Source organism: Cronobacter muytjensii ATCC 51329, from assembly GCF_001277195.1.
In the GTDB taxonomy this organism is placed as follows: domain Bacteria; phylum Pseudomonadota; class Gammaproteobacteria; order Enterobacterales; family Enterobacteriaceae; genus Cronobacter; species Cronobacter muytjensii.
On record NZ_CP012268.1, the window covers coordinates 2,271,082 to 2,296,162 of the forward strand.

Annotated in this window: 32 protein-coding genes and 1 pseudogene; 7 read left to right on the plus strand and 26 right to left on the minus strand. The window is 53.3% G+C overall.

Annotated features, from left to right (window positions below; genetic code table 11):
- Nucleotides 1-51 precede the first annotated feature (51 nt).
- From AFK63_RS10540 to AFK63_RS10650, 25 genes and pseudogenes are all read right to left on the minus strand, one after another.
- The gene (locus AFK63_RS10540) at nt 52-1,710 is read right to left on the minus strand and encodes a terminase large subunit (RefSeq protein ID WP_038863491.1); all 1,659 of its coding nucleotides are present in this window, start codon (nt 1,708-1,710) and stop codon (nt 52-54) included.
- A 3-nt stretch (nt 1,711-1,713) separates the two neighbouring features.
- On the minus strand, nt 1,714-2,211 hold the full coding sequence (locus AFK63_RS10545) for a terminase small subunit (protein WP_038863494.1): 498 nt from the start codon (nt 2,209-2,211) through the stop codon (nt 1,714-1,716).
- 105 nt (nt 2,212-2,316) lie between these two features.
- On the minus strand, nt 2,317-2,685 hold the full coding sequence (locus tag AFK63_RS10550) for an HNH endonuclease (RefSeq protein WP_038863495.1): 369 nt from the start codon (nt 2,683-2,685) through the stop codon (nt 2,317-2,319).
- The gene (locus tag AFK63_RS10555) at nt 2,678-3,271 is read right to left on the minus strand and encodes a hypothetical protein (protein ID WP_038863496.1); all 594 of its coding nucleotides are present in this window, start codon (nt 3,269-3,271) and stop codon (nt 2,678-2,680) included. The genes AFK63_RS10550 and AFK63_RS10555 overlap by 8 nt, the downstream gene beginning before the upstream one ends.
- A complete protein-coding gene (locus AFK63_RS10560; protein WP_038863498.1) occupies nt 3,253-4,710 on the minus strand; it encodes a glycosyltransferase family 2 protein in 1,458 nt (485 codons plus the stop codon). The genes AFK63_RS10555 and AFK63_RS10560 overlap by 19 nt, the downstream gene beginning before the upstream one ends.
- A 167-nt stretch (nt 4,711-4,877) precedes the next feature.
- A complete protein-coding gene (locus tag AFK63_RS10565; RefSeq protein WP_038863500.1) occupies nt 4,878-5,366 on the minus strand; it encodes a hypothetical protein in 489 nt (162 codons plus the stop codon).
- Nucleotides 5,367-5,468: 102 nt separating this feature from the next.
- Nucleotides 5,469-5,897, minus strand: coding sequence for a hypothetical protein (locus AFK63_RS10570; protein ID WP_038863501.1), 429 nt, complete (start codon nt 5,895-5,897; stop codon nt 5,469-5,471).
- 23 nt (nt 5,898-5,920) lie between these two features.
- On the minus strand, nt 5,921-6,385 hold the full coding sequence (locus tag AFK63_RS21025; protein ID WP_038863503.1) for a lysis protein: 465 nt from the start codon (nt 6,383-6,385) through the stop codon (nt 5,921-5,923).
- Complete coding sequence (locus tag AFK63_RS10580) at nt 6,385-7,008, minus strand: glycoside hydrolase family 19 protein (RefSeq protein ID WP_038863505.1); 624 nt, start codon at nt 7,006-7,008, stop codon at nt 6,385-6,387. The genes AFK63_RS21025 and AFK63_RS10580 overlap by 1 nt, the downstream gene beginning before the upstream one ends.
- Complete coding sequence (locus tag AFK63_RS10585) at nt 7,005-7,289, minus strand: phage holin family protein (protein ID WP_038863506.1); 285 nt, start codon at nt 7,287-7,289, stop codon at nt 7,005-7,007. The genes AFK63_RS10580 and AFK63_RS10585 overlap by 4 nt, the downstream gene beginning before the upstream one ends.
- Nucleotides 7,276-7,656 (minus strand): phage holin family protein, encoded by a 381-nt coding sequence (locus AFK63_RS10590; protein ID WP_038863507.1) that lies wholly within the window; start codon nt 7,654-7,656, stop codon nt 7,276-7,278. Before AFK63_RS10590 ends, AFK63_RS10585 begins: the two co-directional genes overlap by 14 nt.
- Before the next feature lie 72 nt (nt 7,657-7,728).
- Complete coding sequence (locus tag AFK63_RS10595) at nt 7,729-8,781, minus strand: DNA-methyltransferase (RefSeq protein ID WP_038863508.1); 1,053 nt, start codon at nt 8,779-8,781, stop codon at nt 7,729-7,731.
- Nucleotides 8,782-8,929: 148 nt separating this feature from the next.
- A complete protein-coding gene (locus AFK63_RS20485) occupies nt 8,930-9,121 on the minus strand; it encodes a DprA-like winged helix domain-containing protein (RefSeq protein ID WP_071603695.1) in 192 nt (63 codons plus the stop codon).
- Nucleotides 9,122-9,324: 203 nt separating this feature from the next.
- Nucleotides 9,325-10,083 carry an antitermination protein Q gene (locus tag AFK63_RS10600; RefSeq protein WP_038863510.1) on the minus strand — a complete coding sequence of 253 codons (759 nt, stop codon included), beginning with the start codon at nt 10,081-10,083 and terminating at the stop codon, nt 9,325-9,327.
- 18 nt (nt 10,084-10,101) lie between these two features.
- Nucleotides 10,102-11,158, minus strand: a pseudogene (locus AFK63_RS10605) (DUF968 domain-containing protein).
- The gene (locus AFK63_RS10610) at nt 11,155-11,880 is read right to left on the minus strand and encodes a phage antirepressor KilAC domain-containing protein (RefSeq protein ID WP_050568152.1); all 726 of its coding nucleotides are present in this window, start codon (nt 11,878-11,880) and stop codon (nt 11,155-11,157) included. The pseudogene AFK63_RS10605 and the gene AFK63_RS10610 overlap by 4 nt, the downstream one beginning before the upstream one ends.
- 15 nt (nt 11,881-11,895) lie before the next feature.
- Nucleotides 11,896-12,279, minus strand: a complete 384-nt coding sequence (locus tag AFK63_RS10615; RefSeq protein WP_032968904.1) for a RusA family crossover junction endodeoxyribonuclease — start codon at nt 12,277-12,279, stop codon at nt 11,896-11,898.
- Nucleotides 12,276-12,557 (minus strand): LexA family protein, encoded by a 282-nt coding sequence (locus AFK63_RS10620; RefSeq protein ID WP_050568161.1) that lies wholly within the window; start codon nt 12,555-12,557, stop codon nt 12,276-12,278. The genes AFK63_RS10615 and AFK63_RS10620 overlap by 4 nt, the downstream gene beginning before the upstream one ends.
- 56 nt (nt 12,558-12,613) lie before the next feature.
- A complete protein-coding gene (locus tag AFK63_RS10625) occupies nt 12,614-14,596 on the minus strand; it encodes a DNA cytosine methyltransferase (protein ID WP_038863513.1) in 1,983 nt (660 codons plus the stop codon).
- A complete protein-coding gene (locus tag AFK63_RS10630) occupies nt 14,593-15,456 on the minus strand; it encodes a phage N-6-adenine-methyltransferase (protein ID WP_038863514.1) in 864 nt (287 codons plus the stop codon). The genes AFK63_RS10625 and AFK63_RS10630 overlap by 4 nt, the downstream gene beginning before the upstream one ends.
- Nucleotides 15,456-15,692 carry a PerC family transcriptional regulator gene (locus tag AFK63_RS10635; protein WP_038863522.1) on the minus strand — a complete coding sequence of 79 codons (237 nt, stop codon included), beginning with the start codon at nt 15,690-15,692 and terminating at the stop codon, nt 15,456-15,458. The genes AFK63_RS10630 and AFK63_RS10635 overlap by 1 nt, the downstream gene beginning before the upstream one ends.
- Nucleotides 15,689-16,585: a conserved phage C-terminal domain-containing protein gene (locus tag AFK63_RS10640; protein WP_038863524.1), complete on the minus strand. Its 897-nt coding sequence runs from the start codon at nt 16,583-16,585 to the stop codon at nt 15,689-15,691. The genes AFK63_RS10635 and AFK63_RS10640 overlap by 4 nt, the downstream gene beginning before the upstream one ends.
- Nucleotides 16,582-16,749: a DUF4222 domain-containing protein gene (locus tag AFK63_RS20490; RefSeq protein ID WP_015386538.1), complete on the minus strand. Its 168-nt coding sequence runs from the start codon at nt 16,747-16,749 to the stop codon at nt 16,582-16,584. The genes AFK63_RS10640 and AFK63_RS20490 overlap by 4 nt, the downstream gene beginning before the upstream one ends.
- A 193-nt stretch (nt 16,750-16,942) precedes the next feature.
- A complete protein-coding gene (locus tag AFK63_RS10645; protein WP_038863525.1) occupies nt 16,943-17,479 on the minus strand; it encodes a YmfL family putative regulatory protein in 537 nt (178 codons plus the stop codon).
- Between the two features lie 146 nt (nt 17,480-17,625).
- A complete protein-coding gene (locus AFK63_RS10650) occupies nt 17,626-17,820 on the minus strand; it encodes a Cro/CI family transcriptional regulator (protein ID WP_038863528.1) in 195 nt (64 codons plus the stop codon).
- A gap of 107 nt (nt 17,821-17,927) precedes the next feature.
- Here AFK63_RS10650 and AFK63_RS10655 point away from each other — a divergent pair, with 107 nt between their 5' ends.
- The 7 genes from AFK63_RS10655 to AFK63_RS10685 all read left to right on the plus strand — a co-directional run bounded on the left by AFK63_RS10655 (nt 17,928) and on the right by AFK63_RS10685 (nt 23,711).
- Nucleotides 17,928-18,644: a LexA family protein gene (locus AFK63_RS10655; RefSeq protein ID WP_038863732.1), complete on the plus strand. Its 717-nt coding sequence runs from the start codon at nt 17,928-17,930 to the stop codon at nt 18,642-18,644.
- A 76-nt stretch (nt 18,645-18,720) separates the two neighbouring features.
- Nucleotides 18,721-19,482, plus strand: a complete 762-nt coding sequence (locus AFK63_RS20495) for a KilA-N domain-containing protein (protein ID WP_071603696.1) — start codon at nt 18,721-18,723, stop codon at nt 19,480-19,482.
- 128 nt (nt 19,483-19,610) lie between these two features.
- On the plus strand, nt 19,611-20,555 hold the full coding sequence (locus AFK63_RS10665; RefSeq protein WP_038863530.1) for a P63C domain-containing protein: 945 nt from the start codon (nt 19,611-19,613) through the stop codon (nt 20,553-20,555).
- 715 nt (nt 20,556-21,270) lie between these two features.
- Nucleotides 21,271-21,753 (plus strand): hypothetical protein, encoded by a 483-nt coding sequence (locus AFK63_RS21655; protein ID WP_236613106.1) that lies wholly within the window; start codon nt 21,271-21,273, stop codon nt 21,751-21,753.
- Nucleotides 21,750-22,319 (plus strand): 3'-5' exonuclease, encoded by a 570-nt coding sequence (locus AFK63_RS10675; RefSeq protein ID WP_038863532.1) that lies wholly within the window; start codon nt 21,750-21,752, stop codon nt 22,317-22,319. Before AFK63_RS21655 ends, AFK63_RS10675 begins: the two co-directional genes overlap by 4 nt.
- Before the next feature lie 38 nt (nt 22,320-22,357).
- Nucleotides 22,358-22,603 carry an excisionase gene (locus AFK63_RS10680; protein ID WP_024555881.1) on the plus strand — a complete coding sequence of 82 codons (246 nt, stop codon included), beginning with the start codon at nt 22,358-22,360 and terminating at the stop codon, nt 22,601-22,603.
- A complete protein-coding gene (locus AFK63_RS10685) occupies nt 22,584-23,711 on the plus strand; it encodes a site-specific integrase (RefSeq protein WP_038863535.1) in 1,128 nt (375 codons plus the stop codon). The genes AFK63_RS10680 and AFK63_RS10685 overlap by 20 nt, the downstream gene beginning before the upstream one ends.
- 117 nt (nt 23,712-23,828) lie before the next feature.
- On the opposite strand, the gene icd is transcribed toward AFK63_RS10685, so the two are convergent.
- Nucleotides 23,829-25,079 carry an NADP-dependent isocitrate dehydrogenase gene (icd, locus tag AFK63_RS10690; RefSeq protein ID WP_038863537.1) on the minus strand — a complete coding sequence of 417 codons (1,251 nt, stop codon included), beginning with the start codon at nt 25,077-25,079 and terminating at the stop codon, nt 23,829-23,831.
- Nucleotides 25,080-25,081: the final 2 nt, after the last annotated feature.

Consider the following 25,081-nt stretch of genomic DNA (forward strand, 5'->3'; position numbering starts at 1 on the left):
CCTCCTGAAACGAAAAAACCCGCCGTAGCGGGTCATTAACTGACGTAACTGTCATATGAAATGCACCTGGTAATCCTGCTTTTTCGCTTCAGGGTTCAGCGCCATGAGCGAAACGCTGTTGAACAGCGCCATCAGCGGGTCAATCTTTCCCTTGCCGCTGGCCTGCTTGGTAATGAGGATGGCGTTACCTTTCGGCTCCACCCGGGCATTACCCACACACCAGGCCATCATCGGTTGCCCGCCATGGATAAGCACGCCCTCGGCAAGCTTGCGTTCGGTGGTTTTAATCGCGCCGCCCAGGCGCCAGCCCTGGCTTACGCCAACCACCGCATCGGCGGGTATTTCCGCCTCAATCAGTGCATCAAGGATTTGGCCGACGCCTGACGGGTCAATGCCTATCTTGTCGAGCAGTTCAGCAATGTGGATGCGGCGGACGTATTCCGCCACCTCTTCGGTATCCTGCCCCATCCGCTTCACAATGGTCAGGTCGCCTGCCCTCACGAAGTCATTGAACCTGGACTCCTCGCTTTTACGCCGCCGGATGGCTATCTCATGCGCCCAGGCATGGCACCAGCAGAGCCACTCCCGCGTCTCAGCGTCACGTCCGACTGCAGCGAAGCCCAGCAGGTCATCAAGACCGCCGCCATCAATGCCGACGGTGATCACCTCGGCGCGCCGCAGCAAATCATCAAAACTGACGCGCTGCGCCTGCTGCTCCCAGAAATCGACGCCCGCCCAGCGGTCGCTGCGCAGGTTAAGGCCAATTTCAATATTGAGATGCTTCGCCAGGAACTGCTGCAGCGTCCCGTCCGTTTTCGCCTGGTTCTTGCGGAGCTGATCCGCTATCCACTCCGCGCTGACCGAGCGGCCGATGTTCGGGTTGGTGATGTAGAAGTTTTCCGGATCGAGATAAGCCTTGCTTTCCACCATCCGTTCCGGGAACTCGTAAAGGATGCCCAGCGTTTTAGGGTCGTTTATCTTGCCGTCACGGACATTACGCCAGTAATCGAGACGTTCTTTGAAAACGCCTGCCGGCGGCTCGTCGCTCTGCGTGGTGAGAAATATCACCCATCCTTCATTACGCGAGACCTGCCCGCCTAGCGCTTCCATAAACATCGCCTCTGCATTGGCGCGCTTGCCGAACAGCCAGAGCTCGTCAACCAGAATACGGCCCGATTTCTTACCTGATACGGTGTCCGTGTCTGCGGCCACCACTTTCAGCGTATTTCGCGTCACCCGGTGCGTAATCGTGCGGATATGGTCCTGGATCTGGAACATATCAGACAGCTCATCGTCGGCGCGTATCATGCCAGCGGCAGGCTTGAAGCTGTTATCGGCAACCTCTTTGGTGGGTGCCAGAATCAGATGCTCTTCGTCCTCTCGCCAGCAGAGGATCAGCGCGGTCAGCATGATGCCCGCTGCGATGGTAGACTTGGTGTTCTTTTTCGATATCAGCAGGCCGTATTCGCGGATGAGCTGGTTGCCTGTTTCGGCGTCGTATCCGCCGAAGATGGCTTTCACGAAGTCGAACACCCATTCTTCAGAGCACTCACCGAAAGTAGGCTTGCCCGGCAGGTCAGAAACCCGCAGTTCACGGAAGATACCCAGCGCCTGCTCCGCCTGGCCGGGAAAGATAGGCGGCGGAATAATGGACTCGCCGGCAACCAGGCGCGATTCCCAGTCCGTACAGGCTGTAGACCACTGCGCCATAAATTACCCCTTGTTGTTCACGACCAGCTTCGGCGGCGCCATCGCACCAAATTTGCTGGCCCCGGAAGCAGCTTTTGCCGCGGCGTTGCGCGCCTCCTTTTTTCCTGTTTCCCCTTTTTTGGGGTGAATATAGGGAAGCATGGCCTTCGCCGCGTCCTTTCTGACGTCAATTTCTTCAGTGGCGTCGTTCATTACGGCCATCAGAAACTTAAGCGGATCGTCGTAAGCATCAGCTGTGCCTGGCGCCAGTGGCACATCATTTTTTTCGGTAGTGTTTACCGTTGGGGTATAAACATTTTTCCGGCAGGCAGGTATGTCATCTGTCTCGATAACTTCCTTTTTTTTACGCTCAATAAACGCGATGACCTCCGGGTCTTTTGCAAGCTGCGACCCCTTGGACCGTGCGGATTTCTCAGAATATCCCGCCTTCACTGCCGCATCTTTTTGAGACATACCGGACATCAGCGCGACAGCGAATTTACGCTTTTGCGCTGTTAACATGTTTATACCCTCCAGAGGGGAATTTTTTCTGTGCGTGAGAGGGGGGGCGGTGTCCAGCATGATCGATGTTTACTTCCGAACATACCCCCCCGTGGCTGGCTGTCGTCAGAGACCCACGAAGCCCGTCCCCAGACAGCCATCAGGCACGGCATGCTTCATGGCCTCTTCATCAGGCTGACCGGCTGCCGCTTCGCGTGCCGACTTACCTGAGTGGCATTCAGTACAGAGCGTCCAAAGGTTTCGCTCTGAGTTATCGCCGCCGAACTGTAACGCGATGCGGTGATCGAGTTCGCTTTCATGCAGGTCAACAGCGCGTGAGCACATGCAGCAGTGCCCACCGTCACGCACCCAGATTCGACGCTTAAGGCCAACGCGGGCGCTGCCGCTGATGCGCCGTTGTTCGCCGTATACAGGCTTTATACGGCGCGTATCGATAACCTTCAGCCGTGGCTTTAACGTGGTCAGCTTAGCCATGAAGTCTCCATGCGCGGCGGCGCTCGCGGCGCTGCTGTCTGTCGGGATGCTTTTCTACAGGCAGGCCATCAGCATGGTCCACCAGCGAACTACACGCATAAATCACCAGACCGCCGCAGGCATCACCAATCGCGTAATCAGCAGGCTTGCTCGCATCCCAGCGCGACACCACCTTCGGGATTAATTTCGGCGGTACGCTGTAGCAAACAGCATGCACCAGGCGCTGCATGGTGATGTGGTCAGTCCTTTCGCGGTCAGCGGCGATAAGCTTTGTGGCTATCTCCAGCTGATATTGCGGAGGGCGACCGGTACCGAGATAGAAGCTGATGAGGGAATCCGGGAAGCGGGTCAGCCATTCAGTGACAATCGTTTGAAATCCTTCTACCGGCAGCGCGTCATCCTCCAGCACCACAACGCGACAGCTTTGCTCTGCAGCCCATTGCAGCGCGCGGTAATGATTCCAGTTCGCGCCAGAGCTGTTCTCATCCACCAGCAGATAACCATCCAGTGATTCAGCAAGCTTTTTTGCCTGTTCGTGGCGGGAATGATGGGCGACTATCACGAATCTCACTTGTGTTTCCACCATGCGGCCTCCCTACCAATCCCGTCAGTTTTGAATACGGTATGAACCAGAGGTCCGGTGACCAACCTTTCTGCGAATGACTGCGCGACAATTCCGAACGCCAGCATGTCACCCACCGCGGCGCCAGTTTGCTCTTTCTTCCAGAAGCGATAACTCTCGATGCGGTAATAAAGGCGAATGATGCCATGCGCGAACGCCATTACATCAGCTCGAGTGCCGCCCAGCAGACCAGCGTTAAGCATCACATCGTTGCGGTGTGCTTCAATGAATTCCTGATAGATTCGCTCCGGATGGTTCTGCTTTGCCCAGGCGTCAGCATATGTCTTCGGTTCAGAGCCGACATAAACCTTACCGGGTTGCATTTCTTCCCACGGTGCGCGAAGCATCTCGACATCAGTGCCATCTGTACACCAGACGAGCCGATATTCAGGATGGTCACGGAGGTGCTGCCAGATATGCAGCCAGCGCCGGAAGTAGATGTTCATCTTTACGTCAGGAATACGGCACAGTTCAACGTCTGCCGGGGCGGTCTGCAATTCATCCACCAGCGCGATACGTATACACTCCCGAAGCGAGGCCGCCCATTTGACCAGCATGTCAGGCGAGGCAGCCATTTTGGTGCCTCGCTGCGGATCTGGCTGACTGGTAAGCAGAGTAGTGATGACCACGTCACGCTGTCGCCGGTAGTCAACGTAACCAGTAAACCCGTTATCACGGCGCTCGTTGTGGATCTTCACGTTACGTTCCACCAGCGCTACCCGGTCCGGTTTAGGTACCGAACGCTCAATGGCTTCATGTTCATCGAGGGAATGAATCAGCTTTTCAGAACCAACAACATCGGCATAGGCCCATGTGGTCAGTCCCGCGTTATGAATGCGCAGGGCTAAATCGCTGTGCTCGTACATCCCGCGCCCGTAAATGGGGTCGAATCCGCCAACCTTTTCAATAGCGCTGCGGTGGTAGTAGAGCATCACGCCGCGCTGCCCGGTGTAGGCGATGTGGTTATCATCGCGGTACAGGACGGAGAGGTCATTCAGCTTGCGCGGGCCCGCCAGGTCGAGAAACTGATAAGCCAGATGCGGCTCCGGTGATTCGATGTAAGGTAGATGCCATTCATCGGCAATCGGCCAGGCATCATCGTCCCACAGGAAAAGATGTTCGCAACCAGCATCCATCAGCGCTTCAAGGCTGGCGTTCTTCGATGCCACGATACCAAGAGAGGTTTCATGCCGGATTAAGCGAATGCCGTCAGGCACCACAGCGGCAGGACTGGAACCATCATCCACCACAACCACCAGCGCGCCGGCGGGCAAATGCTTCAGATGTTGCTCAATGGCTTGCTTCAGAACGTGAGGACGGTTGTGCGTGGTTATTGCGATGCCGATGCGAGATTGCTGCTGACTGGCGGGCACATACTGAACGCCGTCAATAGTGACCTGCATACTTCATTCCTTTTAGATGTGGGCCTGTCGCACGGGAAAGCCGCCCGAGAGAAAGCAGCGTTCCCTAGGCTCACGATTGAAAGACTCTCTTTTGTGCGTGTGCGATGCGCATAAAAAAGCCACCAGCGGATGCCAGTGGCTTGTGTTTGTATTAATAAGCAAATCTCTTATTTCGGTTTCAGATTGTATTCGCCAGAAATAAATGGCTTTGATATAAATGGGATGAGCAATTCAGCTACCTTATCTCGGTGAACTTCCCCTCGCATATACTCGCCATGTCTGTTGTTTAGAGCATAAAACTGCTGCCCTATTTCATTTCTATCAAGCATTACTTCCATTAAAGTTACATAGAGATAAACTTGATTCATCGAGTCTTGTAATAACAAGGCAGGCTGACGACAATTGGGATCTTGAGGGTTTAGCATTTCTGGCATCATGACTAAAAGATTGCGATAACTTATTAGGGCAGCTTTTAAAGATTTTTTTTCATTATGCTTCTCTTGTTGCTTCCATGTCTGCAGCGCTTTAAATGCAACAAATGCGGCGCCTAAAGTGACAAATCCTGAAAACCATGTTCCCAACATTGACCATAGCGCCCAATCAGCAGCTCTTTGTGTTGCTAGCATTGACTCAAAAGAAATTATTTCCGCGTCCATTATCACCTCCGGGTTAAGAAGATGATATGTCAAGTGAATTCATTATCACAAGCCTTCAGTGAATGCCTACCGTCATCAAGGAGTCTATAGATAAAATGATGCTTACGCCTGCATGGGTTGCGTTAGCTCTTCATACTTATCCCGCCCGATTGCAATAACGAAACGGAAGAGAAGAGCGATTAGCGCGTAACTTACGGCAGTAAAGACCCAGCCCGTGTAAGCCAGCAGGCAGACAATAAGCACCAAGCATAACCAATTAATGCACTTGCGGAAGAAGCCAACCCGCTTATATGTATCCTTAAGCAGATCCAGCCCCTTCTTTCGCTTCTCGAGGTCTTTCTCTTCACTCAGGGCAAGGACACCGATGTAAGCCAAAACCGCGATAAAGATAGCTAGGACGATCACCACCCAATAAGATGCCGCCGCGATACCTGCCAGTGAGTTGCTGCCCACCCAGGCCGAGTACGCAAGCAGGGCAATCACCCCCCATGACACCAGTTCACCGACAGCCTTAAATAAAAACTTTTTCATTTGTCCCCCTGTAAAAAGGCTCGTTACTTCAGACACTGCTCGCGCACGTAATCCTGCAACCCGGTCAGTTGTCTGGTGACGGTTTCGATTCGCTGTCTGAGGGTGAAATAATCCCGTTCAGCGGCGTCAGTAAGTCGGGGGCCGGTGTCATCATCCACGCCGGTGGTGCCGGGCGCTCCGTTCGCGGAACAGGTGGCGTTGAGCTGCAGCCGCTTACGGCCAGCAGCAACATCGCGCTCAAGCTGAGCAATATTTTTCTGAGCATCCGCTAAGTCCTTCGTGTATTTCGCATCGAGCGCTTCAACGTCGCGCTGGCGGCGACTCATGTCATCAATGTCATCTTTAGCCAGTTTTAATGCATGATTAACTTCGGTTAAGGATGCCTCTGCTTTTGTGAGTGAGGCCCGGTAATAAAGCGCAAATCCCACAGCGGCCAGGAAGAGTAGCGGCTTCCACCATGCACGGATAAAGCCCCATACTGTAGCCATCAGAGCACCCGGCGCGCTGCCGCATAGCGGGCCCGTCTGTCTTCCAGCCCGTTCTGCCCACCGTTAATAATCTGCGTGACGCGCAGCAAATCTCCCGGATATTTCAGGCAGCCTTTGCTGGCATAGAACCATGCCGCAGAGCGCGCTGCGCTGGAGTCATCGGAAAGCAGTTCCGGCGTGCTCACAAGGTCGAGTTTCAGCGCGGCGCCGCAGTCGCGATAATTTTCGAGCCCGGTGATCTGGATGAGCCCGCGTCCGCGATATTTCCAGCCATCACCCGGGGCGTTATTACCGAGACGCTTGCTGTAAACCAGATTTGCGATCGCGCGCTGACGCTCAAGAGGCAGTACCTTTTCATACGTGCGGCGGCCCAGCGTGTTGGCCTGATCCTGAGTTAACCGGCCAGCCCGGACAAAACCATTAAGCGCTGCGATGCTGTAGTTGAAGCTCTCCACCAGCCTGGTAAAGCTGGTGCTTTCATGGCCGACCTGCGCGATGAACATTGCCTGATCAACCAGCGCAGTGATGCCGTAATCACGCATCGCCGCATCAATGTGCGGGAACCAGCGCGCAGCTAAGCTGGCGCTTAAACCAGCCGCCTGCTGAAATTGTTGTTGGTTCATTCGGGCCTCAGTACCTGAAACAGGCGCGCCACGTTGCCCCGGGCACGGAACACGGCGGCGCAGATGATTAAGTTGATGATGACCGACGCCCAGTGTGTATGGACGTAAAAGTCGAAGGCGTAGCGGAACGGCACAGAGGCATACGCCAGGATAATCAGATATGCCAGCCACGATGCCCACCAGCGATGCCGGGCTCCGGGTTTACGGAACAGCATCAGCCTCAGCACAATGGCCGAGCACGTCGCCAGGTTGGTCAGTACCAGCGGATCACTTATTAGCATTGGCTCCCCCTCTCCACCGCTGGAACCACTGCGCAGGGTCTTGCTGGCTGGCGAACGTCAGGATTTTAATCGTCAGCGCAGAGAGGATAACGGCCCCCAGTGCATCAAGCGGCTTGTCGCTGTATTCCGTCCAGCTGGCAAGCTTGGAGCCCACCAGCCCCGCACCGTAAACGCCAGCGATGTACGAAACAACAAAATAGGCGGCGCGCCGGATCAGGGTCAGGTCTGCAGCGGTGGCAACATAAAAGACAGCACCGGCAAACGCGCCAAAAATTACGCCATAATCTGTGCCGGTCAGCAGTCCGTAGATGCTCGCACCAGTAAGCGCAGCCCCTGCCGCGACAGTTCCCGAAACCGGATCGGACATTACGCCCCCTCTTGTGTGTGAGTCCTCTCAGAAATGAGGGGAAAAATGCCACCACGAGGTGGCGTTGATATTTTATGTTTGCGACTGCTCCCAGAGTTCTTTAACCGTCTGGTTAAATCTTTCCAGCTCAAGCTCTACACCTATTGCACGCCTGCCAAGCGCATGCGCCGCTTTTATCGTTGAACCAGAACCCATGAAGAAATCCGCCACGATGTCGCCCGGCCGGCTGCTTGCAGAAATAATCTGGCGCAGCATGTCCGCAGGCTTTTCGCATGGATGTTTTCCTGGATAGAACTGAACTGGCTTGTGTGTCCATACATCGGTGTATGGCACAGCTGCTGTGACAGTGAAAAGCCGCCGGAGATTTTCATATTCCTCCAGCAACTCAGCGTATTTTCGATTTAACGTATGCCAGGTCGCGACCAGCTGATGATGTGGTTTTTCCAGTTCCTGAGAAATATGCTTTTCTACAGCGATCTGAGTGAACAGGTTCTGCAACTTGAGATAATCGGCTTCATTCGGTAACTGCCACTGACTCGCGCCGAACCAGTGTGATGCCATATTTTTCTTTCCCGTGGCTTCGGCGATCTGCTTTGAAGAAACACCAAGCGCCTCGCGAGCATCACGAAAATATGAAATTAAAGGTGAGAAAATATGCTGCTTCAGCTCACTGCTCTTCTCTGCATACCCGTCTCTTTTAGGCTTGTACGGCCCCTGATAATGCTCAGCAAACAGAATGCGCTCTGTTGCCGGAAAGTACGCCCGCAGGCTTTCTTTATTACATCCTTTCCATCTGCCTGCAGGCTTCGCCCAGATAATGTGATTAAGGATGTTGAACCGTTTACGCATCATGATCTCGATGTCTGATGCGAGGCGATGCCCAGAGAATACATAAAGGCTTCCGTTGGGTTTAAGCACACGCCAAAATTGCGCGAGACACATATCAAGCCAGTGAAGGTAATCTTCGTCACCTTGCCACTGATTATCCCAGCCGTTAGGTTTAACTTTGAAATAAGGTGGGTCTGTAACTATCAGATCGACGCAATTTTCGGGAAGGGTTTGGATAAATTCCAGGCAGTCAGCATTGATTAAATCAATACTGGATATTTTTACAGTATTTTCCATAGATCAGTAAGCGGCACTCTGGTAGGCTCACTATGCTTTTGCGCTAAAGCAGTGGGCCCTGGTTCGCTTGTGATCATCAGCATAGGCGAATGGCTGGAGGATGCTCCAACACCTTCCAGCCGCCCATTTCCACAGCAGAAAACCCCCATTACTGGAGGCGTTTGTAACATCCAAACTGGCATATTGATAACTTAGCCATTTCTAACTGAGTCAGTATGAACTGACAACGTGCCAGGCTCAGATGTGTATTCTCAGCTATCTCCCCGGCTGTTGCAGGAGATGAGCTTAATTCGTTATAAACTGCCTTTGCCTCTTCTGTCATATATTGCTGATTTTGCATGCCTTTTTATCCATAAAGGTGGTGTGACACACAGATAACTCTGGTTGGCATAACCATCAAGCTATATATGCAACAGGCATAAAAAAACCCGCTCAGTGGCGGGCTTTTTAACGGTGAACATACAATGCCCATCGTTAGAAAAATCCTACCCAATTTTTTTGAATTTAGCAAGCATCGTGTCGCTAAAATATTTAATCAGGCTTCTAACGTGTGACTTCTCGCAGCATCTTTTCCGCGAATGCTTCTTCCTGCCAGCATTTCGTCACCAGCAGGTTAATGACGTCAGCAAACCCGCTGTACCACTGGTAATCGGTCATATCAGGCACCAGAACCTGTACCTGACGGCGCGCCAGAGTGGTGGGAAGACGTGCAAACCCTTTACCGCCACATCGCTCACACAGCTTTTGCACCGGCACGCCGTGTAACTCGGTACGCTTACGGTCGAGCGCCGTTCCCCGTCCCGAGCAGTCCCGGCAGGCCGTACTGATAACCCCCTTCCCACCGCAGTGCTTACAGAGTTCTTCCACTTCCTCTACGCGAATTGTCGCATCCACGCCTTTCACGCCAGGATGCTTCACCACCTCCCGACGCACGCGCTTAACCCCTTTTCCTTCGCAGTGATGGCATTCGCAGCTGCTGGCTGCCGAGCGCGCATAGTCGCTGTAGGCGAACTGAGCCAGACAAAGGGCCATTTCCGCGCGCGCGCGCTCACCGAGTTTTTTCATTACGCCGTTATTTAGCGCGAGCGCATATTTAACCAGGCCATCAACAGCTGGCTGCGGATCCTGAATGCCCATTTTGGCGAGGAAGAGGTTGAACCCCAGCGCCGCCTTAGACTGGACGAGACCCTGTGCGGCCATTACATCCGAGATGGTCAGCGCGGCGCTGCCGGTGGCTGGTGTCTCATCATTGAGTTTCGGTGATTTCGGGGAATAGAACTTTGGTAAGGCTTCGAGGTTCATGTGTGGTCTCCACTCCACTTATGACAGCACGCCGATCGCGAGCGCGCGGTCTAAAAAACGAAAAATCAGCTCGAGCTGTGAGCCATATTTTTCTTCAAATGCCACGGTGTCCCGATGGAGCTCGTCGTGATGCCTTCTGCACAAAGGCAATACGAAAAGGTCATGGGCTTTGGTACCCATCCCGCCCTGCCCGTGGCCGATCAGGTGGTGGGGATCGTCTGCCCGCTGGTTGCAGCATGCGCAAGGCTGCTGCTTAACCCAGCGGGTGTATTTCTCGTTTTCCCAGCGGCGGCGCTTTGGCCGGAGCATGTAACTTTCAGGCGACTCAGGGTCGATCGTCAGCGCAACCACCCGCGGCTGTTGCTCCTGCGGCTTGTCACAGTTCATTAGCCTTTTCACGGCACCAGCACGCTGTGCTTTCGTCTGTACTATTTCAGCTGCCGACGGTCCCGGAACCATATCGCTTTCACGCGACACGCCCTGCAAGGGCAAAGGCGGAAGGCGCAGCGCGCGGCGCGCGGCGCGCCACGCTGTCCGGAAGCGCGTCAGTGATATCCATCCTGACAGCCCACCAGCACAACTCCGGCAGAGTCAGCTCGTGGGTATCGTCAAAGGCGAGGGCACCGCGCGCGACGCTGATAATCCAGGCTATCACATTGGAACGGGCAATTGCTGACAGGCGCTCAGTAAAATGTTCGACCAGCTGATTATCACAGTGCCAGCACAGACGCAGCGCGCCGGGTTCATGCCGCATCGTGGTCAGCTCATGGTGATGGTAATCACTATGCGGCCACTGGCAGCCGCCCTGCTGCTTCATCAGCCAGTGCTCCAGCCCGTTGATACCACCAGCAGCCCGGATCACCCGCTCATCAGTAAAGAAGACCTGCAGTCCTTCGTCATCGGCCAGGGGCTGGTGCGCTGGCGGCACCGCGCCGCTCGGGAACCGTGCCAAGCTTTCTGGCTGCACCTCTACCAGCACGCGCCCGTTTGCAAATATGGGCATCAGTTCAGGGCCGGGGCGCAGCAGCACGATACCCATTCCGCGCGCAATTTCCGGTGTTAACAGAGCTCTCACGCTGCGTTCCCCTTCGCTATATGCTCGGCCCACAGCCCAGCTATCCACTTAATACCCTTCGCTGTGAAACGCGCCTGGCTGAACGCGTGGTTGGATGCCGTGGAGGTGCCCGTTTTCACCTCGAACCGTCCGGCATCAATATGCTGGTGGCGCGGCGTCAGCACCCCGCCGAGGCGGTACATAATCTCGTTGTCGATCAGGAACAGGCGGAAATCCGTTTCTTTGGCTTTTAACAGCTTTGCCACCTGACGGAATGAGAGCGAACCGCTGGCGGTGCAGTAGCGATCCACGAATTCCACCTTTGGCGCCGCGGCGGCGAGTTCCTGTGCCAGCCTTTCCTTTTGTTCGGCCAGATCCGCAGCAAGGCGCAGTGCCTCCGGCAGCGACCGCGGCACGCCCGGCTGCTGGCCGCTTTCCAGTTCCTGCCAGCGATCAACCAGGCGCGCGGTAAACTCCGGACATAACTGCGCCACAATGACATAGCTGTCACGCTTGTTAACCAGGTAGTGGTGGTATTCCTGCCTGTTCTGCGGGTGGGTGTACGGCAATGCCGTATACCCATCAATGACGCTTTTCTTCATTAATCGCTCAATGGCGGTGCACACGTCGGTATGACGTGAACCTACAAGCGAGGCTATTTCCCGGCTGGACATAAAAATCTTCTGACCTGCCAGCGCCGCATGATGCCTGGGGCAAAATGAAATCGGGTTTGTCTTGTTCATACGTTTCTCCATCTGTCAGGCGGCTGCACCCGCCACAAAGTTACTGATCGTGATTTCCACCTTCCCTTTGCTGGTTACCGGGCCCCATTCCACCAGCATCTTTTTCACCTGGCTGTCGTCCTCCCAGACGTGGGCCAGCGTCAGCGCATCGAAAAGTGCCTTCAGATAGTTATCCAGATCGCGGCGTTTCCGGTCAGGCGGGTAAAGCACCACCTCCACCGCCAGCAGGCTGGTGACAGGCCTGGGTATGCGCCGAAGTTGCTCAACAACGGCCGCTGCGGCATTGCTCTGATATTTGCGCCCGTCTGCGCTGACAAGGTGACGGCCTTTTAGCGGCCCCTTAGTCGGAGCGCGCCAGTAGCTGTTAACGCTGGGGGGAAAAGGCAGGATCAGCTTCATGCAATGGCACCCCGCGCTTTCAGGAAAGCCACCGCGCGATCGCGCGATTTGGCTTCACCTTCTACCATCGCACGCAGCAGAGAAACCGCTTCATCTTCTTTGGCAATGCCGTTGATGGTGATGCCGCGGGCGACGCCTTTTGATAACGATATGGCGCCTTTCTTCTCCAGCGTACGCAGCATGTCTGTCGCAGCGTTGGGTGAAGCGGCCCCCATCAGCTGAGCCACTTCTTTCTGTGTCGGCGGGTAACCGTTTCGTCTCTGGAAATCCGCGAGCATATTCAGCACCTCCTGCTGGCGACTGGTAAGCAGGGATGTTTTTTTCGTTTCAATGATCACGCGGCTACCTCCTGCTTCGCTTCACACATCTCCGGGAGATTCGCACGGACCAGTGCCTCAGCAAACGGTGGCGGTACCGCGTTACCACAGCGTGCTACCTGCTTATCCTTCGCGTACTTCTTACCGCTGTAGTCCCTATCGATGATGTACCACTCCGGGAATCCCTGTGCGCGATAAAGCTCATGCGGTTGCAGCATGCGCATGCCGATATCAACGATGCGATAAACCATGCCACCGACCGTAACCAGTCCGTCGCAGTTTTCGCCGCAGTATTGCCGCAGGAACTCGAGAGCCTGCTGAGCGCGCTCTTCGTCGTAATGATCAACCGCGAGCTGAGTTTCGACTTCGCCAACATGAAGGCCACCAGCAGTTAAGCCCGGTGCTGGAGCATCAACGACACGGCCGTCGCGGCAGGTACCACGCAGCATAACCAGATGTGAAGTAACCAGCCCGTGGTGATCGGTGGTTGTGACTGTGTGCGCTGGCGCGTCCATTGCAGCGCCCGGCCCTGTGTAATTTCCACCGAAATGTTTAACCAGGTTCGCCGCGACGAGCCCAAATTTATTGCCACCGGCCGTGACCGTACCCAAAGGTTTTCCGAGCTGGAGAATACGAGGAGCCTGGCCCTCCCTTTCGCCATACCCCATCTGGATCAGCGTTGAAGTCACAAGCTGGGATTTACCGCCGCCGCCAGCGGTGATCGTAGCGCTCGGCTCGTCAGCGCGGTGACCGATACTGTTTCCGAACTGTCTGGCAATAACTGGCGCTACAACACAGGCGCGGGACTCTTTGAGGATTGTGTGAGCAGGCTTTTCCAGAGAACGCGGCTTTGCCTGGTATTCTGATCCCCCGTTACCAGCCATGAAAGGGGTCAACATAGCCTCAACCAGCCCAAGCGCATGACCGTTACCGCCCGGCCGCGCTGACGTTCCTGCCGTAACTGTTGGAGCTGGTTCACTGACTTCCTGCCCAGTTGCGCCGGTGCGGAATTTAGTCAGGTGGGGTATTGCGACCGCATAGCCGTGCGTTTTGGTAATGGTTTGCAGCGGCTCACCCAACGCCTGGCCGCGAAAACAGTCGTATTTGCTCTTTGTAGTGGTGTGATTGCACTTCACGATGAAAGGAGATGCGCTATCGATGACGAATCGCTGGATACCACGCGCAATGCGTTTAAGCGTATTTTCTGCAAGAGGCTTTTTGCGTTCAAAAATGGACGTGCATTCCAGAGACCAGTCGATGCACTCCGCCGCCGTGCGCCACGGTTGTAATTTCCCGCTCTGCACAGCCGGGGTTTTAGGATCGCCGTGAGTTTGTTCCGGCCAGCTCAGAGCAACACCGTCACAGCGCATGACCATAAAGAACCTTTTACGAATGGTAGGCGCTCCGAAGTCGCACGCGCGTAGCTCACGATGATCGACGGTATAACCCAGACCGGCGACCAGTTGCTGAGCCAGTTCACCCTGGGCAGAAATCCCCAGAAACTCACAGCACTCCATCAGCGCCGGATGATCCGGCGAAATTCCGCCGGACAGCATTCCACAGAACGCTTCGAACGTTTCACCGGCGCGCGCCGGATCAGGGTACATCCCGGCTTTGAGAAGCGGTCCCCACGTTTTAAATTCCTCCACATTCTCAAGCATCATGACGCGTGGCCTCACCGCCAGCGCCCACCGAATAACGATCCATGCAAGCCCGCGTATCGCCTTCTCAACGGGTTTGGCGCCCTTCGCTTTCGAAAAATGGCGACAGTCAGGTGAGAACCACGCCAGCCCAACCGGGCGGCCTGCAGTTGCCGCTACCGGATCAACATCAAATACGCTTTCGCAGTAATGCAGCGTTTCAGGGTGATTTGTGGTGTGCATAGCGATGGCGTTTACGTCGTGATTGATAGCAATATCCACGCTGCGGCCGATCGCCATTTCAATACCTGTGCTCGCACCGCCGCCACCAGCAAAATTATCCACAATGATTTCTTTCACGCTGCTTTCTCCATTGCTGAGGCCATTTCACTGGCGGCTTTTAAAATTTCCGGCATCGGCATTCTTTCGAGCCACATGCGGTTTATGTGGTACTTCACCTTGCGCTGGATGCTCTCTGCTAACCCTTTTGTTCCAGTTAGTTGGCTAAAAATCACCGATACTTCAGCGGGCCATTTTTCAGGTAACTCTTCCGGCACCGCGGGAAGTAAAGTTACTGGAATCAGACGTTCCGCTTCGCGACGAATCTGAGCAAGAAAAGCATCGCCGCGCGCTTCCAGCTCGCTGCGGCTTATGTAGCTCATTGCCGGGCAGCGCCAGGTCCTATCGAATACCGCAATGGCACCCGCAAAAAACGCGCCGGACGGGATCTGCTTTTCGTCTTTAGGGACAAACCATGACGGAAGATCGAAACCGATGCGGCCACGGATAAAGGCGATGTGATCCGCGTCTTCCGGCCACCAGACCTCGCTGGTGGCCGCTTTAATCAAAAAGACGTACCGCCCGCCTTTTTCCCGCATCTCGCTGGCGTGCTGCATGATGTAACGCATGCCGGTGATGTACTCCCCGTCGTGCCTGGACGCGCGGCTGTACGGAGGGTTGCCGAACGCGGCGCCGTTGAGTTCGGCCAGACGCGCCGACCAGTCCTGCGTCAGCGCGTTATCTTCGGCGGTGTAATACGCCTCACATTTGGCGTTCTCGCCATCAGAGAACAGGTCCAGTACGAGCGGGCCGAACATGGCGTTGATGCCCCAAAAAATATTGTCCGGCGTACGCCACTGATCGCCGACTTCCTTAAGTTCGTGAGCCGGTTTGCTGCGCAGCGCCGCCAGCGCCTGGTTATAAACATTCAACGGGTGCATCACAGTTCCCCCACATAGTTACCGGCCAGATAGCAACGGCCTTCTACGTAACCAACGCGGTTGCTCATCTTCAGGCACTGGGTACGCTTCTTCGCCAGCCGTTCGCGGTCCCGGTTACTCTTCGAGGCATCGAACGCAGCCAGGTAGGCATGTGCGGCACGGCGCCACAGATTCTGTCTTTCCAGCTGGCAGGCCAGCTCTTCAAAAACTTCGTGTTTCAGCTTCTCGTTTTTCATGATCTGAACCCCTCCGGGACCTGGCTGTAATCAACACCGGCATAGCTGGCTTTAAATGCGCTGTCGTCGCGCTGCACACTGCGCTGCTTCCACTGCTGGCGGGGCGGGCGTCCGCGCTCTTTCCAGCGGGTGGCGCTCAGCAGGTAGCCTTCAAGCTTGCTCGGGACGAACAGCGTCTGCGGGCGCATGTAGTCGTACATTTCCGTGTCGTGCCAGTGCTCGTGCTTGTAGTCGACAACGAGCTGCAGGTCGTCCACCGAATGACCTTCGCGCAGCCGGGCCCGGATGTTCTCCAGTGAGGATTTTGAGTTCTGGTAACGCGCGCCGGTGACCAGATTCAGGTGCTTCAGCACAGCAATCGCTTTATCGGTGATCAGCTGCTCAGCGTCGGGTTGCCGGGCAACCTGACAAGACGGTTTTTTATCTGACGGTTCTTGTTTTGAAGTTACTGACGGATCGTGTCCAGATTCTGGACCCTGAGAAGCCCGGTTTTTGCGGTTTTCCGGACGTTCAGATTCTGGACGTCCAGCTTCTGAACCTTCGGATTCTGAACGTCCAGATTCTGAATGTTCAGAAACTGGACCCTGAGAATAAGCACCGGCAGCAGCCTGGCGCAGGCGCGGCACATTCAGCGTGTAGATGTTGGTACCGCTGCGCTGGCCCTGACGGCGTTCTTTGCGGGTCAGCCATCCGTCACGCTCAAGCTCACCAACTGCGGTAATAACGGTGCTGCGACCGGCGCCAATCTGGCGCGCGATGGTGTCGACGCTGGGCCAGCTGATACCTTCATCGCTGGAGAAATCAGCCAGGCGCGCCAGGATCAGCAGCTTCGTGCCTTTGATTCCGGCACTCGCGCAGCCATCCCAGACGTAGGCTGATAACTTAACGCTCATGCATCCACCCTTTTGAACTTCTCGCGGAACCGCTCAACAGGTTGCATGCAGTCGTGCGGGTAACCCGCGCGCCGGAAGATAACCTGTCGTTTTTCGGGGTCGTAACCGGTGACGTGGACTTCAGTTCCCCGCCAGTCGCGGTATCGTCTGTTGAGTTCCTGCACGCGAAAGCCTCCGCCTGGCGGTTAAACTCCCCTACCATCTGCTGAACGAGCTGGTAGCTGACGGGCACACAGTGGCCTGATACTCTCACTGCATACCGGTACTGCACCGGACCGGCTCCGCCCGGTACCGGCAGCGCAATAAGTTGCGACCTGCGGTAACGTGTTGTTAAACTGTTCATGCGTAGTTTCTCCACTATTGAAAAGACGCGCCCGACGCCTCGAGCTGCACACTCGGGGCGTCACCTTTTCTGGTGCTCATAAATACTTCTACTGCCTGGTCTGAAACCCCATACAGCGCCATAAAGCCCATGAATCCGTGGAACTGGTGGCGAATGGTCTTGCGAAACAGCTCAGAGAGCTTTTTGCGTTCATGACGGTCAATTACCCCATCCTCAGCCGCTTCAATCTGCGCCTGCGCCAGCTGGCCTTTCGCCGCGCTGGTTTTCATGTCGATCGCGAACAGGTCCACGTTGTCCATGCTTTCCGGTTTCGGAACGTCCACCAGCAGTTTGCCGACGCGCACCGCGGCATATTCCGCCAGCATCGAGACGCCGGACAGGTCCTCCATGCGCTCAAGCTCGGCCAGCGTGAAGAAGCGGCTGCCGCATTTCTGGTACATGTGGTTATGAAAGGTGTCGATGCTCATGCCGAGATCGGCAGCCATCCCGAGACGACCAGCGGGATGCGCCTTACACATCGCGCTTATTGCTGCTTTGATGTTGTCTACCATCTTGTTTGTCCTTTGGTAGTTATGCACCCATTTACCTGCTGCTATGGTTTTGCAGGTTATGGATTCGGTTTCGCAAATGAACGCAAAGCTTTTCATTTGAATTACCGCGTTGTCGGCGGTTCAGGTTGGTAAAGAGCGGGTACTGCTTAGTCTTGTTTTTTATGGCTCGGGAAAGGTCTAACCTCCTCTCCCACAACGCTCCCATCGGCTTTGACAGTAACGATGATGTTACGACCAGCGCGGATAGCTTTACTGATTGCACACTGAATTACGCCAAAGTCGTTTGCGGCCTTCGCTTGGCCATATTTCTTTGCGTAATCGGCAAGTGTCATTCGAGTCATAGGCACTCTCCGTTTGTTACCATGCAATAAGAATACTACAGGTATTTATTCATATCAATATTACAGGTATTTTTAATATGAATACTGCTGGTATTACAATGCCGGTTATGGACACAAAAAAATCCCTGACGACAGAACAGCTTGAGGATGCTAAGCGCCTGAAGGCTTTGTATGAGTCGAAAAAGAAAGAATTGGGCGTCACTCAATATACAATCGCTGACGATCTTGGTATTACTCAGGGCGCTGTGGGGCATTACCTAAACGGAAGGAATGCCCTGAATGTTGAGGTGGCATCTGGTTTTGCCAGACTGCTTCAGGTTTCAATCTCTGACTTCAGTCCGTCAATAGCTGAAAAAGTTGCTGAGCAGGCTGCCAGTCTAAATGGTGAATCGAACGTTAAGTACATCGGAGAGTACAGGCCCGGGAAGAGGTATCCCGTATTAAGTAGCGTGCAAGCTGGTGCATGGAGTGAAGCATGTGAACCATACACATTGAAAGATATCGACCTCTGGCTCGAGTCCGATGCTCATATTCAGGGTGATGCTTTCTGGTTAAAGGTTGAAGGCGACTCCATGACTGCGCCGGTAGGGTTGAGCATACCTGAGGGAACTTTCGTTCTTTTTGATACTGGCAGGGAACCGATTAACGGAAGCCTAGTGATAGCAAAGCTATCTGATTCCAACGAGGCCACCTTCAAGAGACTGATCATTGATGGCGGGCAAAGGTATCTTAAAGGATTAAACCCCGCATGGCCCCTTGTACCAGTAAATGGAAATTGCCGGGTTATTGGCGTGGCTATAGAAACAAAGTTGAGGCTGATTTAACAGCAGAGGTTATCCGTGACCTGAAGAGACGGTTGTTTGAATTTTTTGTTAATTTTTCACAGCAATAGGATGATTTATGACACAGTTTCAACTTGCGTTAATTGCTAGAGAAGTTGATGGAGAAGTCATCCATCTTCGCACTAAAGACGGATATATCAATGCTACCGCAATGTGTAAGTCTGCCGGCAAATTACTTACAGATTATACGCGACTTAAAACCACACAAGACTTTTTTGAAGAGTTATCTAGCGATATGGGAATCCCCATATCGGAATTAATTCAATCATTTAAAGGTGGAAGAACGGAAAATCAAGGTACTTGGGTTCACCCTGATATAGCTATCAATTTAGCGCAGTGGCTATCCCCCAAATTTGCAGTGCAAGTATCGAGGTGGGTGCGCGAGTGGATGTCTGGCGAAAGGACACCGGTAGAGCTACCTATCCATCTCAAACGCTATATGACCAATAGAGGCAGGGTTCCGCATACGCACTTTTCAATGCTTAATGAACTGACATTTAACCTTGTCGCACCGCTTGAACAGGCTGGTTATACACTGCCAGAAAAAATGGTTCCTGATATTTCAGAGGGTAGGGTTTTCTCTCAATGGCTTCGTGATAATCGAGGGGTCGATCCGAAGACCTTTCCTACATACGATCATGAGTACCCCGATGGAAGAACTTTTCCTGTCCGCCTATATCCAAACGAATATCTTGCTGATTTTAAACAGCACTTTAATGAAGTATGGCTTCCTCAATATGCCCCTAAATACTTCGCTGAACGAGACCAAAGGGCACTAATGTTAATTGAAAAAATTATGTTGCCCGATCTTGATTCATAGTATCCAGCCCGCCTTGTGCGGGCTTTTTAATATACACAAAAATGCAAGCATGGCTAATATAAAATGCTTGCTATTTGATCCCTCACTGGTTATCTTGCAAGCACATTTCACAACAATGGTGCTTGCATATGACAGATGCTAAAAAAGAACCAAAAGGCAAGGCTAAAGGCGGCTTGGCTCGAGCGAACTCCCTTACTAAGGAGCAGCGCTCAGAAATTGCCAAAAAGGCAGCTGCGAAGCGATGGGGATATAAAGCAACCCACATGGGGAACTTTAAAGAGCAATTTGGTATTGATGCCGAGTGTTATGTTCTGGACGACGGTAAAAAAACCCCTGTCGTTACCAAAACCGGATTGGCTGAACTGCTTGGCATTGGTGAACATGCAAGGGATATCGATCAGTTACTGAATGCTCAATATATGAGCAATTTCCGCGATCTGGAATTGCTCGAAAAAATGGAAAATCCCTTTAAATTTCAATTAACTTCCAAATCTAAAACGGTACACCAAGCTTATGGGTACGATATTACCGTGATAGTCGATATTGGTAGAGCTTTGATAGCAGCCAGGGATGCAGGAGCTTTACCTGCTGCAAGGGTCAAAGCAGCTGATTCAGCCCAGCGCATAATAAACGCATCTGCAAAATCTGGTATTCGTGATGTTGCCTATGCTGTATCAGGCTATGAGCCATCAGCCCAAGAGGTTATTGAGGCTTTTAAAATGTATGTCAGGGAAGAAGCTCGCGCTTGGGAAAAGGAGTTCCCTGACGAGCTTTATTATGAATGGTACAGACTGTATGAATTGAAAAGGCCGGAGCGTGGACACCCAGGCAACTTCCGTTGGTTCACAGAACGCCACATCTACGAAACCTTGGCTAAAAGCGAAGGTAAAATTCTTGATTTGGCTAAAGAAAGTCGTGAAGAAAATGGAAAGCGTGGCGACAAAATTCATATGTTTTTATCTGACGTCGGTGTTAAAGCGCTCCGTCGGCACATTGGTAAAATTATCGGGATGGCCTCTATGTGCGAGACTAAAGAACAATATGAAAGCGCCTTAGAGCGAGTTTTCAAATAAATCAACTAACCCGGCTACAGTGCCGGGTTTTTATTGACCGCAGATCACTATCACGCCAGCATCTGCCCGCCAGACCAAGCTATTGATTTAAATTAGATAATAAATAATAAAGACCCAATAACTCGCCATATGGTCACCACCCCCATCGCCTCTATTTGTCATCCGTGCAAGCTGTAGGCAGTCAGCCACCTCATACTTGCGCGCAGCGTTAGCCATTGTGTCAGCAGAGTTTCATTTATCTTCATACCAACACCCTAGTTGATAGCTACTAATGGCTGTATAGCACGAAGATTTTAAAATTTGAATACCCAAAATATTCAGAGGCTTACAATTTTATTATCCAAAAAAAATACCTTGAGTATTTACATTAAAAAATACCCAAGGTATTCTTGATCACATCAGCAGGGAGTTGGTAGACAAACGAAACAGATTGGCATCGCTCACAAACTATGAAAAGCGGACAAGACATTTACTCAATACACAAGAGCATCTCCGGGTGACCGGCTCGTAACCCACCCCACCCGGGCGGCACTCCTAACCGCAGGTGCTCTTATGTGTTGGATGGAGAAACTACCTGGCGGCCAGTGCAGATGGCCGCTCCTTTCACGGGAGTGAATAAAACTTGTTTAAACAGACTACTCCATTTCGCATGGGTAGGGTTGCTACAACCAAAAGACAGCGCGGTGCAGCGCGAAGTTAAGTGGAGGAACACGCATTGAATTACGAAAAAACGAAGGAGCTCGCGAAATCAGGCCACCAGCTGGTGGTGCTTTTGGGCACGCAGAACGGCATGCATGAAGCCGCCTCTCTTGTGCAGCGTATGGCCGGGCATCTCGATCTCTTAGCTGTAGTGTTAAGGGAAAAGACGAAGATCAGCGACGAGCTGCTGGAGGCGCTGCGGGATCGGGCGGAGCCGATGTTTTACGTGAGCGACAAGGCGGCAAAGCGCCTGCTGCGAGGTTATACACGCTTCGCCACCATGACTACAGAGCCGAAAGCGGGCGTGTGCCTACCGCTCTACATAGCGCCACCGCCCGCCCCCCTTCTAGATGAGATTGTTGGTTGGGTCCGTAACGACGATGGTGATACGAGCGATCCCCTTTTCCTGTGTGGAACAGTCCAACCCGCAAACGGCCAAGCATATAACAGCACTTATTATCCGGTAAAGCGCGCCGCACCGGGAAAGGAGGGGCGATGAACCATTTAATGATTGATCTTGAAACGATGGGTAACAAACCCACCGCACCTATCATCGCGATCGGGGCTGTGCTTTTTGAACCCTCCACTTGCGTGATGGGACCGGAATACTATGCCGTAGCGGATCTGGAATCCTCAATGGTTCGTGACGCAGTGGCAGACCCTGACACTATCTTATGGTGGCTAAAGCAGAGCGCGGAAGCGCGAGCCGCCATTACCAGCGATAACAGGGTACAAATTACTCATGCTCTCGGCGGGTTGATGAAGCTGATAGAGGACAACTGTGAGCCGAAAAGCTTACAGGTATGGGGCAACGGAGCGAATTTCGACAATGTCATTATCAGGGCGACATTCGAACGTCACGGTTTCTACTGCCCCTGGCGGTTCTGGAACGATCGGGACGTGCGCACAATCGTCGAAATGGGTCGCGCTGCTGGCTTTCATCCGCGTTATGAGATTCCGTTTGAAGGCGACTTGCATAACGCGCTAGCCGATGCCAAGCACCAGGTGAAATACGTTTCAGCAATCTGGCAGCGGTTGATTCCTGCCACCAGCAACAACATCTGATTTAACCCGGGTGCAGCCGGTAAAGTGGAGAAAAAGCCATGAAGCAAATGCTCACGCTTGAGGAATGGGCAGCAGAGAAATACCGGAGCAGTCCACCAGCTTTGAATACTCTGCGCCGATACGCTAAGCAAAATATGTTTTCCCCACCAGCTATGAAACAGGGCCGCAAGTGGCGAGTAAGGGAAGATGCAGAACTTGTAGGCGAATTGGCTAAGCCGAATATCCGAAAGACTGACTCGCCTATACTTCAGAGGATTCTTGCTGATGGCAGCTCGACCACGTAAAAACAATGTTTCTGTTCCGAACCTTTACCCTCTCTACAGTAGAAAAGCGAATAAGGTTTACTGGCGCTATAAACATCCCGCCACAGGTAAGTTTCATGCGCTGGGTACCGATGAGGCAGAAGCTATAGCGATTGCTACAGAAGCTAACACGCGCCTGGCGGAACAGAGAACCCGGCAAATTCTGGCGATTAGCGACAGGATCGCCACCAGCAAAGGCAAAGCAATCACGGTTTCTACATGGCTGGATAGATACTGGAAGATTCAGGAAGAAAGGTTGGCGACGGGCGACATCAAACTGAACACATTCAAACAGAAGACAAAACCGGTTTCGCTATTGCGAGAGCGAGTCGGTATGAAACTGCTGCCATCAGTGGATGTTCGCGATATTGCTCAGCTGCTCGATGAGTACGTCACTGCCGGTCAGCCGAGAATGGCTCAGGTCGTCAGAACTGTGCTGGTAGATATTTTTAAAGAAGCGCAGCATGCGGGTGAAGTTCCTCCAGGTTACGATCCAGCTTCAGCAACTAAAAAGCCCCGCCGAAAAGTTACACGCCAGCGCCTCAGTCTGGAGGAATGGCAGCGGATATTCGAGATTGCAGACACCAACCATCAGTATATGGGTAACGCTATGTTGCTGGCTTTGGTAACCGGCCAACGCCTGGGTGATATTTCGAAAATGAAGTTTAGCGATGTCTGGGATGATCAATTACACATTATTCAGGAGAAAACAGGAAGCAAAATAGCGATCCCATTATCGCTCCGCCTGAATGCAATTAACTGGAGTTTGCGGGATGTTATAGCGCGCTGTCGGGATTATGCGGTTAGCCCTTACCTCGTCCATTTTTTCAGGGCCACGTCGCAAGCAGAACGAGGCGCCCCAGTTAAAGCGAACACGCTAACCATGAATTTTAGTAAGGCTCGGGATAAGGCAGAAATTGACTGGGGGGAAGGAACGCCAGCGACATTCCACGAGCAGAGATCACTATCTGAACGTCTTTATAAGGAGCAAGGGATTGACACGAAAAAGTTGCTCGGCCACAAGTCGCAGCAACAAACCGATCGTTATAACGACGACCGAGGGAAGGACTGGACGACGATTGCAATTTAGGTTTTTGGGGTGGGGTTTTGATAACTTGTTTTGATAAAATTTTGATAACCGTTCCAAATCTAATAATAAAGAACGGAAACCAATCGGCTCCCGTTCTTACCTAACCCAAAATCTGGATTACATGTTCGCGATGATAGCGTCGCCAAACTCTGAACATTTCAGCAGCTTAGCGCCTTCCATCAGGCGTTCGAAGTCATAGGTCACGGTCTTGTTGTTGATAGCGCCTTCCATACCTTTCACGATAAGGTCAGCCGCTTCGAACCATTCCAAATGACGCAGCATCATTTCAGCGGAGAGAATGATAGAGCCCGGGTTAACTTTGTCCTGGCCTGCGTATTTCGGCGCGGTGCCGTGGGTCGCTTCAAACAGCGCGCATTCGTCGCCGATGTTCGCGCCCGGCGCGATGCCGATGCCGCCAACCTGGGCTGCCAGGGCGTCAGAGATGTAGTCGCCGTTGAGGTTCATACAAGCAATAACGTCATATTCCGCCGGACGCAGCAGGATCTGCTGCAGGAAGGCGTCGGCAATCACATCTTTCACCACAATCTCTTTGCCGTTGTTCGGGTTCTTGATTTTCACCCACGGGCCGCCGTCGATAAGCTCGCCGCCGAACTCTTCACGTGCCAGCTGGTAGCCCCAGTCTTTAAACGCGCCTTCGGTGAATTTCATGATGTTGCCTTTATGCACCAGGGTCACGGATTCGCGATCGTTGGTGATGGCGTATTCAATCGCCGCGCGCACCAGACGTTTGGTGCCTTCTTCAGAACACGGCTTGATGCCGATGCCGCAATGTTCCGGGAAGCGGATTTTCTTCACGCCCATTTCTTCGCGCAGGAATTTGATGACTTTTTCCGCGTCGGCAGAGTCGGCTTTCCACTCAATGCCCGCGTAGATGTCTTCGGAGTTCTCACGGAAGATGACCATGTCGGTCAGTTCCGGGTGTTTTACCGGGCTTGGGGTGCCCTGGTAGTAACGCACCGGGCGCAGGCAGACGTAAAGGTCCAGCTCCTGACGCAGGGCGACGTTAAGGGAGCGAATACCGCCGCCAACCGGCGTGGTCAGCGGGCCTTTGATGGCAACGCGATATTCACGAATCAGATCCAGGGTTTCCTGGGGCAGCCAGACATCCTGGCCGTAAAGCTGGGTAGATTTCTCACCGGTGTAAATTTCCATCCAGGAAATTTTACGCTCGCCTTTGTAGGCTTTCTCAACCGCGGCGTCGACCACTTTCAGCATCGCTGGGGTAACGTCCACGCCGATACCGTCGCCTTCAATGAACGGGATGATCGGGTTGTGGGGTACATTCAGCTGGCCGTTTTGCGCTGTGATCTTTTCACCTTCCGCCGGAACTACTACTTTGCTTTCCATTC